Origin of the sequence: Amnimonas aquatica, from assembly GCF_002943415.1 — a bacterium.
GTDB lineage: Bacteria > Pseudomonadota > Gammaproteobacteria > Pseudomonadales > Moraxellaceae > Perlucidibaca > Perlucidibaca aquatica_A.
In genome coordinates this window covers 1-7,906 of sequence record NZ_PTQZ01000068.1, presented here as the reverse complement: position 1 = coordinate 7,906, position 7,906 = coordinate 1, and the positions used below count along the sequence as shown (strand labels likewise).

Here is a 7,906-nt window from a genome sequence, read left to right as displayed (position 1 = left end):
TGATAGGCCGCGTCGACGCAGATCGCCACGTCGGCGCCGGCCGCCGGCAGATCCCCGGGCAGCGGCAGGCGGTCGAAGTCCGCCTGATGCACGCGCTCCAGCCCGGGCAGAGACAGCTCGCGCAGGGCGGTCACGCAGGCCGGTCGCCGTTCCAGGGCGGTCATGTGACGCACGCCGAAAGCCTCTTGCCACAGGCGCAGGCTGGCGCCGGGACCGCAGCCGAGATCGAGCAGCCGGTCATCGGCATGCAGCGACACGGCTTCGGCGTGACGCAGGGCCAGGCGGCGGCAGGCCCGGTCGTATTCGCTGTCGCCGTTGTTGTCGGCGGCGCTGCCATCGGAGCGGTTTCCGGGAGCGGCATCGGCCGGCCAGCAGCCGAGGTTGCTCCAGGGTGGCTGGGTGGTGGCGCCGAGCAGGACTGTCGCGATGTCGTTGCGGTGCGCCGGTATGCGGGTCATGGCCTGCCAGTCGATGCCGGCGGGCAGCTGGTGGTGAAGTCAGAGGCAGCACCGAGGCGGTCGGCGACCGCCATGGCCGAGCGCACCGCGGACTCCAGCAGCGGCACGCCGGGGAAGGCCCAGGAGCCGCAGAAGAACAGGCGGCGGCCTGGTTCGGCATGCAGCGCATCGAGGCTGCGCAGGGCGCCGGCGGTGCCGCCGTGGACCACGGCGCGGGCCAGCGGCAGGCGGGCGATCACGGTCGCGGGGTCGGGCTCGAACAGCGGGTTCCAGGTCTGGAACACGGGCGGGGCGTCGCGCAGCGTGGGCTCCACGGCGTTGACCCAGACCGTGAACATGGCGCGCTCCAGCGACCTGTCCATGAGGTAGTTGAGTGCGGTCCAGTCCTGCCTGCGCGCGGGCAGGAAGCGGGTGTCGCTGTGCACCAGCAGTTCGCCGTGATCGAAACGGATGGATCGCAGCGCCGCGACCTCGCGACCGAACTGCTCGGCATCAAGAAAGCCGAGCTGGTTGGCCTGGGTGGCAACGATGACGCGCTGGAAGCGGCCGCCATCGCCGCGCTGGTTGGCGACCAGCACTTCATCGCCCTCCTGGCGCACGCTGACCACGGGGCTGCCGCTGATGCGATCGAGTCCCTGACCCAGCGCCTGCACCAGCGCCGGCGTGCCGCCGGTCAGGCGGCGCAGCATGCCGCCATGCAGGATGGTGTCGAGCAGGGTCAGCAGCGGCCGCGCCGGCCAGGCCAGCAGGTGCTCCTCGCGGCAGGTGCAGATGGTGGTCAGTGTCGGCAGCACGAAGCCGCGCCAGAACAGCGGATCGAAAGGCTCGCGCGCCAGCAGTTCGGCCAGGGTCTCGTCGCTGTCGCCGGCATCGCGCAGGCGCCGGGTGAGGGCGGCGAGGCGGCTCGCGCCGCGCGCCAGCCGCCAGGTGCTGCCGTTGAGGTAGCGCCAGCTGCCCACGGTCGGCCAGCCGGTCACCGGCACGCGGCCGCTGCGGAACCAGGTCTCGCGGTCGGACCAGCTGCACGAGGTGCGGGTGTTCACCCCGAAGGTGTCGACGCCGACGCTGCCTGCCAGCGCCAGCACGCTGCCCCAGGCGCGCGGGCTCATGACGCGCAGCGGGACGTCGACCAGGCCGCCGTGCAGCCACAGGCTGTGCGCGTCCATGCCGTGGCCGGCCTGGGCCTCGAAGACGGTGACCCGGTGTCCGGCATCCCGGCAGATGCGCGCGGCGGCCAGACCGGCCATGCCGCTGCCGATGACGGCGACTGATTCCTGCATGTTTTGTTGTCCTTCGCGCTCCGGCCCGCGCCGGTGTCGGCCGGATTATGTCAGCTTGCCGGGCCTTCGCGGAGGGTGCCGATCGGGTCAGTGGCGGGCATTCGCCGCCAGGAAGGCGCGCAAGGCCGCCGGTTTCACCGGCTTGCGCAGCAGGCCGAGGCCGGCTGCCTTCACCTCGGCCGCGACCTCGTCGCTGTTGTCGGCGGTGACCAGGGCGCCGGCGCGGCCGGCGGCGAGCGCGCGCAGCAGCGCCAGGCCATCCTCGCCGTCGGCGAGATGGTAGTCGGCCAGCACCACGGCCGGGTCGTGCGCGGCGAGCTGACGCCGGGCTTCGTCACCGTCGCCGGCGGTGACGACCTGGCAGCCCCAGCGGCCGAGCAGGGCGCGCATGCCGGCGAGGATGTCCGGCTCGTTGTCGACACAGAGCACCACCAGTCCCTGCAGGTTGCCGCTGCCCGGACTGGGCTGGTCGCTGCCCGGTGCCGGTCGCGGGACCGGCGTGGCGGCGGTCATCATGAGGGTGAAGCAGGCGCCATGGCCGGGCATCGAGCGCACGCGGATGTGGTGGCCGAGCAGGCGCACCATGCGGTCGACGATGGCCAGGCCCAGGCCCATGCCCTTTTCTCCCCAGGGCGAGGCTTCGCCGCCGCGCTGGAACTCCTCGAAGATCTGCGCCTGCTTGCCGACCGGAATGCCCGGCCCGGTGTCGCGCACGTCGACGCGCCAGCCGTCGCCGCTGCGGCGGATGCCGATCAGCACGCCGCCTTCGCGGGTGTAGCGCAGGGCGTTGCTGAGCAGGTTCTGCAGAATGCGGCGCAGCCACTGGCGGTCGCTGCAGACCCAGGCGCCGTCCTTCGGCAGGCGCACGCGCAGGGCGAGCTGGCGCTTGGCGGCCACCGGCCTGACCTGTTCCACCAGTTCGCGCACGAGATCGCTCAGGCAGATGGCTTCGTGATTGGGGTTGAGCGCGCCGGCATCGAGGCGGGAGATGTCGAGCAGCGCCGACAGCAGCTCCTCGGCGCCGCGCAGCGAGCTGTCGAGCTGGTGCGCGAGGGTGGCGGCATCCGGCACCAGCTCTGGGTGCTGGCTCAGCGCCGAGGAGAACAGGCGCGCGGCGTTCATGGGCTGCAGCAGGTCGTGGCTGGCAGCGGCCAGGAAACGGGTCTTGGACTGGTTGGCCTGCTCGGCCTGCTGCTTGGCCTGCTCCTGGGCGTGCAGCGCGGTCTCCAGCTCGGCGGTGCGCAGAGCGACGCGTTCCTCCAGCGCTTCCTTGGCCTCGGCCAGCGTGCGTTCGGCGCGCTTGAAATGGGAGATGTCGGCGAAGGTGGTGACGAAGCCGCCGCCTGGCACCGGCTGGCCGCGCATTTCCAGCACCTGGCCATCGGCGCGGATGCGCTCGAACACGTGCGGATTGCCCTGGCGCATGTGCGCGATGCGTTTGCTGACATGCTCCTCGATATCGCCGGGGCCGCATTCGCCGCGCTCGGCGTTGTAGCGGATCAGGTCGGCGACCGGGCAGCCGGGGTAGACCATGCCTTCGGGGTAGTCGAACATTTCCAGGTAGCGGCGGTTCCAGGCCACCATCTTCATGTCGGCGTCGACCACGCTGATGCCCTGTTCGATGTGCTCCATCATGGTATTGAGCACGCCGCGGTTGAAGCGCTGCAGCTGCGAGCTCTGATCGAGCAGGGCGAGCACCTGGCCGATTTCCAGGCCGCTGCCGCGCAGGGCGGTGGTGAGCAGGGCGCGCGCCGAGGCCGTGCCCATGGCGGCGGCCAGCAGGCGCTCGCAGAACTGCACCCAGGAGCGGCTGGCGGGGCGGCGCAGATCGAGCATCTGCATGCGGCCGCGGGCGAACTGCTCGAAGGCCTGACGGGTGGCCTCCTCGCCGAGGATGCGCGCGACCAGGGCGTGCAGCTCGCTCAGCGGCAGGCGCTGCCACTCCTCGCTGTTCAGCTCGGGGCTCTGCGTGCTCCAGGGCTCGAGGAACTGGCCGGCGTCGAGCTGGTCGCTGATGGCCGGGCGGAAACGCAGCGAGATCAGCACGAACAGGCTGATGTTGACCAGCAGCGACCAGAACACGCCATGGGTCAGCGGGTCCCAGCCGGTGAGGTGGAACAGCGCCTGAGGCTGCAGCCAGGCCTGGCCCAGCGGACCGCTGGTGAGCCAGCTGCTGTCGTAGCCCATGGCCGGGATCAGCGCCGGCAGCATCAGCGTGTAGACCCAGACTGCGAAGCCGGCGGCGAGGCCGGCGGCCACGCCCTGGCGGCTGCCGCCGCGCCAGAACAGGCCGCCGATCAGCGCCGGCGCGAACTGCGCGACGGCCGAGAAGGCGAGCAGGCCGACGGAGGCGAGCTGGTCGAACTCCTCGATCAGGCGGTAGTAGCCGTAGCCGAGCAGGGCCAGGCCGGCGATGGCCAGGCGGCGGATCAGCAGCAGGCGCAGCGCCAGATTGCCGAAGCGGCGGTAGCGCAGCAGCAACGGAACGATGAGGTCGTTGCAGATCATGGTCGACAGCGCCACTGTGGCCACGATCACCATGCCGGCTGCGGCGGAGAAGCCGCCGATGAAGGCCAGCACCGCCAGCGGCTCGTTGCCCATGGCCAGCGGCAGCGCCAGCACGGCGATGTCCGGATGGGTGCTGGCGAGGCGGCTGTCGATCATGGCCACCATGGCGATGGGCAGCACCGAGGCGATGATCAGCAGCAGGTAGCCGCCGAACCAGAACGAGGCCTTGCGCACCTGGCTGACATCGCTGCATTCGACCACGGCGACGTGGAACTGGCGCGGCAGGCACATCATGGCCAGGAAGGCGAGCAGCACCTGGGCGAGGAAGCCGGTGGGCAGGTGCTCCGGGCGCAGCAGCAGGTCGAGGCGCGTGTCATGGCTCCAGCCCGCCGGCAGCTGCTCCAGCTCGTGCCAGGCGTAGAGGCCGAGCACCACCAGTGCGAAGAGCTTGACCACGGACTCCAGCGCCACCGCCATCATCAGGCCCTGGTGGTGTTCGGTGGCGTTGATCTTGCGGGTGCCGAAGAGCATGGCCAGGGCGGCCAGCAGCAGGCTGATCCAGAATGCGGTGTCGCTGGTCGGGAACGGGCTGCCCAGCCCGGCGTCGTGCAGCACGCTCACGCTCATGGCCACGGCCTTGAGCTGCAGAGCGATGTAGGGCAGGGCACCGATGATGGCCACCACCGCCACCATGGCGGCGAGATGCTGGGCCTTGCCGTAGCGGGCGGCGATGAAGTCGGCGATGCTGGTGATCGACTGCGCCTTGCTGGTCAGCACCAGGCGCTCCAGCAGCTGGCGGCCGAACCAGATGAACAGCAGCGGGCCGAGATAGATCGGCAGGTAGGCCCAGCCGCCGGTGACGGTGGCGCCGACCGCGCCGTAGAAGGTCCAGGACGTGCAGTAGACCGCCAGCGTCAGGCTGTAGAACAGGCCCTGCTGGCGTGGACTCAGGCGCGGGCTGTGGCTTTCGCCCCAGTAGGCGACCACGAACAGCAGGGCGATATAGAGCAGGGAGACCAGGGGGAGCAGCCACTGGGACATGGATGTCTCCGCAGGGTGAACTGGCTGCGACTATGGTCCAAGGCGCGGCGGCGCGTCCAGTCCGGACTCAGTCTGGTCGTCGCTGCGTCAGACCAAAGTCTAGTTCCGGGAAGCGCGCCTGCAGGCCGTCCAGCGCGGCCACGCGGGCGGCAGCCATGAGCGCCGCGCGATCGCGGCCGGCCAGCTGCTCCGGCGTCAGCAGATCGCGCAGCTGGCACATCTGCAGGCCGGCGTAGCCGCAGGGGTTGATGCCGCGGAACGGCGCCAGGTCCATGTCGACGTTGAGCGAGAAGCCGTGGTAGCTGCAGCCACGGCGGATGCGCATGCCCAGCGAGGCGATCTTGCGGCCGTCGACATAGACGCCGTGGGCGTTGCGGTCGGCGGTGCTGGCGACACCGAGTCGGGCGAGGGCATCGACCAGGGCATCCTCGATGCGCTCGACGAACTCGCGTGCGCCCAGCCCGAGGCGGCCGAGGTCGACCAGCAGGTAGCCGACGAGCTGGCCGGGGCCGTGGTAGGTGACCTGGCCGCCGCGGTCGGTCTGCACCACCGGAATGCTGCCGGGCAGCAGCAGGTGCTCGGGCTTGCCGGCCTGGCCCTGGGTGTAGACCGGCGGATGCTCCAGCAGCCAGAGCGCGTCCGGCGTGTCCGCGTCGCGCGTGGCGGTGAGCGTCTGCATGGCCTGCCAGGTCGGCGCGTAGTCGACCTGGCCCTGCCATTGCACATCAATTTCGCGCACGGGCACGGGGATGTCGCGCGCCGCCACCGGCGAGTCGCTCATGCCGGCAGGCTCAGAGCGCCATCTTGACCGCCGGTTCGGCGGCCAGGTCGGCGTAGAGGCCGTTGATCTGCTCCTTGCGCTCGACCGGGAAGGTCGCGCGCACGGAGACGTAGGTGCCTTTCGACGACGGCTGCATCTCGATGGTGGCCGGGTCGAAATCCGGCACGTGGCGGCGGATGATGTCCGCCACGATCTGCGCCAGCGGGAAGCGCGCCTCGCCCATGACCTTGAGGGGGTAGGCGGCCACCGGGAACTGCCAGAGTTCCTCGTTCTGGATGTCGGTCGACTTCGTCGTCATGTCCGGGCTCCTGTCACGCGGATCAGAACAGGCTGGTCAGGAAACGCTTCAGGTGGTGCCAGATGCGCACCAGGAAGCCGGCTTCCTCGACCGCCTCCATGGCCACCACCGGCTGCGTGGCGATGGTTTCGCCGCCCAGGGTCACGACCACTTCACCGACCTGCTGGCCCTTGGCGATCGGCGCCTTCAGGTCCGGATTGATGCGGGTCACCGCCTCGACGCCATCCTTCTTGCCGCGCGGCAGGGTGATGGCCAGGTCGTGATCCAGGCCGGCCTTGACGCTGTCGGTGGTGCCGAACCAGACCTTGGCGTCGGCGAGGATCTTGCCGGCCGGCAGCGGCTTCACGGTCTCGTAGCTGCTGAAGCCCCAGTTGAACAGGGCGCGGGTCTGGTCAGCGCGGGCCTGCATGCTGCTGGTGCCCATGACCACCGTGATCAGGCGCATGTTGCCGCGCTTGCTGGAGGCCACCAGGCAGTAGCCGGCCGCGTTGGTGTGGCCGGTCTTGAGGCCGTCGACGGTCGGGTCGGTGTAGAGCAGGGCGTTGCGGTTGCCCTGCTTGATGCCGTTGTAGGTGAATTCCTTCTCGGCGTAGATCGGGTAGTACTGGGCGTTGTCGCGGATGATGGCGCGCGCCAGCACGGCCATGTCGTGCGCGGAGGTCAGGTGCGCCGGATCAGGCAGGCCGGTGGCATTCATGAAGTTGGTTTCCGTCATGCCCAGGCGCTTGGCTTCCGCGTTCATGATCTCGGCGAAGGCCGGCTCGGAGCCCGCCATGTGCTCGGCCAGCGCCTTGGAGGCGTCGTTGCCGGACTGGATGATGACGCCGCGCAGCATGTCGATCACCGGGGCCTGGCCGTGCAGCGGCAGGTACATGCAGGATTCGGCGCTGGTGCCGCGGCACCAGGCGTATTCGCTGACGCTGACCGGATCGCTTTCCTTGAGGCGGCCGGTGCTCAGCGCGTGCTCGACGATGTAGCTGGTCATCATCTTGGTCAGCGAAGCCGGCTCGAGCTGGGCGTGCGGGTTCGATTCGGCGAGGATCTTGCCGGAGTCGAAGTCCATGACCACGTAGGCCTTGTTGTCGAGCACGGGCGGGTTCGGAATCACGAAGGCGGCGGCCTGGGTGGCGGCGCCGAGCAGAAAGGCGAGCGAGACGAGCGGAAGACGTTTCATCGGAAGTCCTGCGACGATGCGTTGAACGGAGCGCGCTGGCACGGGCCAGGCATGTGGCGGCCATTCTAATGCAGGTTCGGGTTCGCATGGCGCCGCTTTGTCAGACGCGGGCGAATTCCTTCCCTGGCGATGGCTGGCCGGCGTGGCGGCGGGCCGGTCCTGCTTCCACGCGTGCGCTGGCGTCCGGTTGACCTGCGGCCTGTATGGTCGGGCCCGTGTCCGGTGCGCTGCGCCCGTGACGGCATCATGATGGTGCGTCGTCGCTGCCCCCGGGGCCCGGCGAACCGCCGTGGCGAGGGCTTTGCCTGCTGGCATGTTTCCTGCTCGGTGTCTCCCGTTCTCATTTGAGACAGGTTTCATCATCTG

Annotated in this window: 6 protein-coding genes; all 6 read right to left on the bottom strand. The window is 70.0% G+C overall.

Annotated elements, in window-relative coordinates; genetic code table 11:
- Positions 1-458: SAM-dependent methyltransferase (locus C5O18_RS04255; protein ID WP_146089201.1), on the bottom strand; the 458-nt coding region annotated here is incomplete at its 3' end.
- Positions 455-1,738: an FAD-dependent oxidoreductase gene (locus C5O18_RS04250; protein ID WP_105191761.1), complete on the bottom strand. Its 1,284-nt coding sequence runs from the start codon at positions 1,736-1,738 to the stop codon at positions 455-457. The genes C5O18_RS04250 and C5O18_RS04255, both read right to left, overlap by 4 nt.
- A gap of 87 nt (positions 1,739-1,825) precedes the next feature.
- Positions 1,826-5,287 (bottom strand): PAS domain-containing hybrid sensor histidine kinase/response regulator, encoded by a 3,462-nt coding sequence (locus C5O18_RS04245; RefSeq protein WP_105191759.1) that lies wholly within the window; start codon positions 5,285-5,287, stop codon positions 1,826-1,828.
- A gap of 67 nt (positions 5,288-5,354) precedes the next feature.
- Complete coding sequence (lipB, locus tag C5O18_RS04240) at positions 5,355-6,068, bottom strand: lipoyl(octanoyl) transferase LipB (RefSeq protein ID WP_105191757.1); 714 nt, start codon at positions 6,066-6,068, stop codon at positions 5,355-5,357.
- Between the two features lie 10 nt (positions 6,069-6,078).
- Entirely contained in the window at positions 6,079-6,366 is a 288-nt protein-coding gene (locus tag C5O18_RS04235; protein WP_105191755.1) for a YbeD family protein, read from the bottom strand.
- Positions 6,367-6,388: 22 nt separating this feature from the next.
- Positions 6,389-7,540 carry a D-alanyl-D-alanine carboxypeptidase family protein gene (locus C5O18_RS04230; protein WP_105191753.1) on the bottom strand — a complete coding sequence of 384 codons (1,152 nt, stop codon included), beginning with the start codon at positions 7,538-7,540 and terminating at the stop codon, positions 6,389-6,391.
- Positions 7,541-7,906: the final 366 nt, after the last annotated feature.

Excerpts from the sequence above, each read along its gene's own strand:
- C5O18_RS04235 (WP_105191755.1), bottom strand. The coding sequence starts at position 6,366 with ATGACGACGAAGTCGACCGACATCCAGAACGAGGAACTCTGGCAGTTC.
- C5O18_RS04230 (WP_105191753.1), bottom strand. The coding sequence starts at position 7,540 with ATGAAACGTCTTCCGCTCGTCTCGCTCGCCTTTCTGCTCGGCGCCGCC.
- C5O18_RS04250 (WP_105191761.1), bottom strand. The coding sequence starts at position 1,738 with ATGCAGGAATCAGTCGCCGTCATCGGCAGCGGCATGGCCGGTCTGGCC.
- lipB (WP_105191757.1), bottom strand. The coding sequence starts at position 6,068 with ATGAGCGACTCGCCGGTGGCGGCGCGCGACATCCCCGTGCCCGTGCGC.
- C5O18_RS04245 (WP_105191759.1), bottom strand. The coding sequence starts at position 5,287 with ATGTCCCAGTGGCTGCTCCCCCTGGTCTCCCTGCTCTATATCGCCCTG.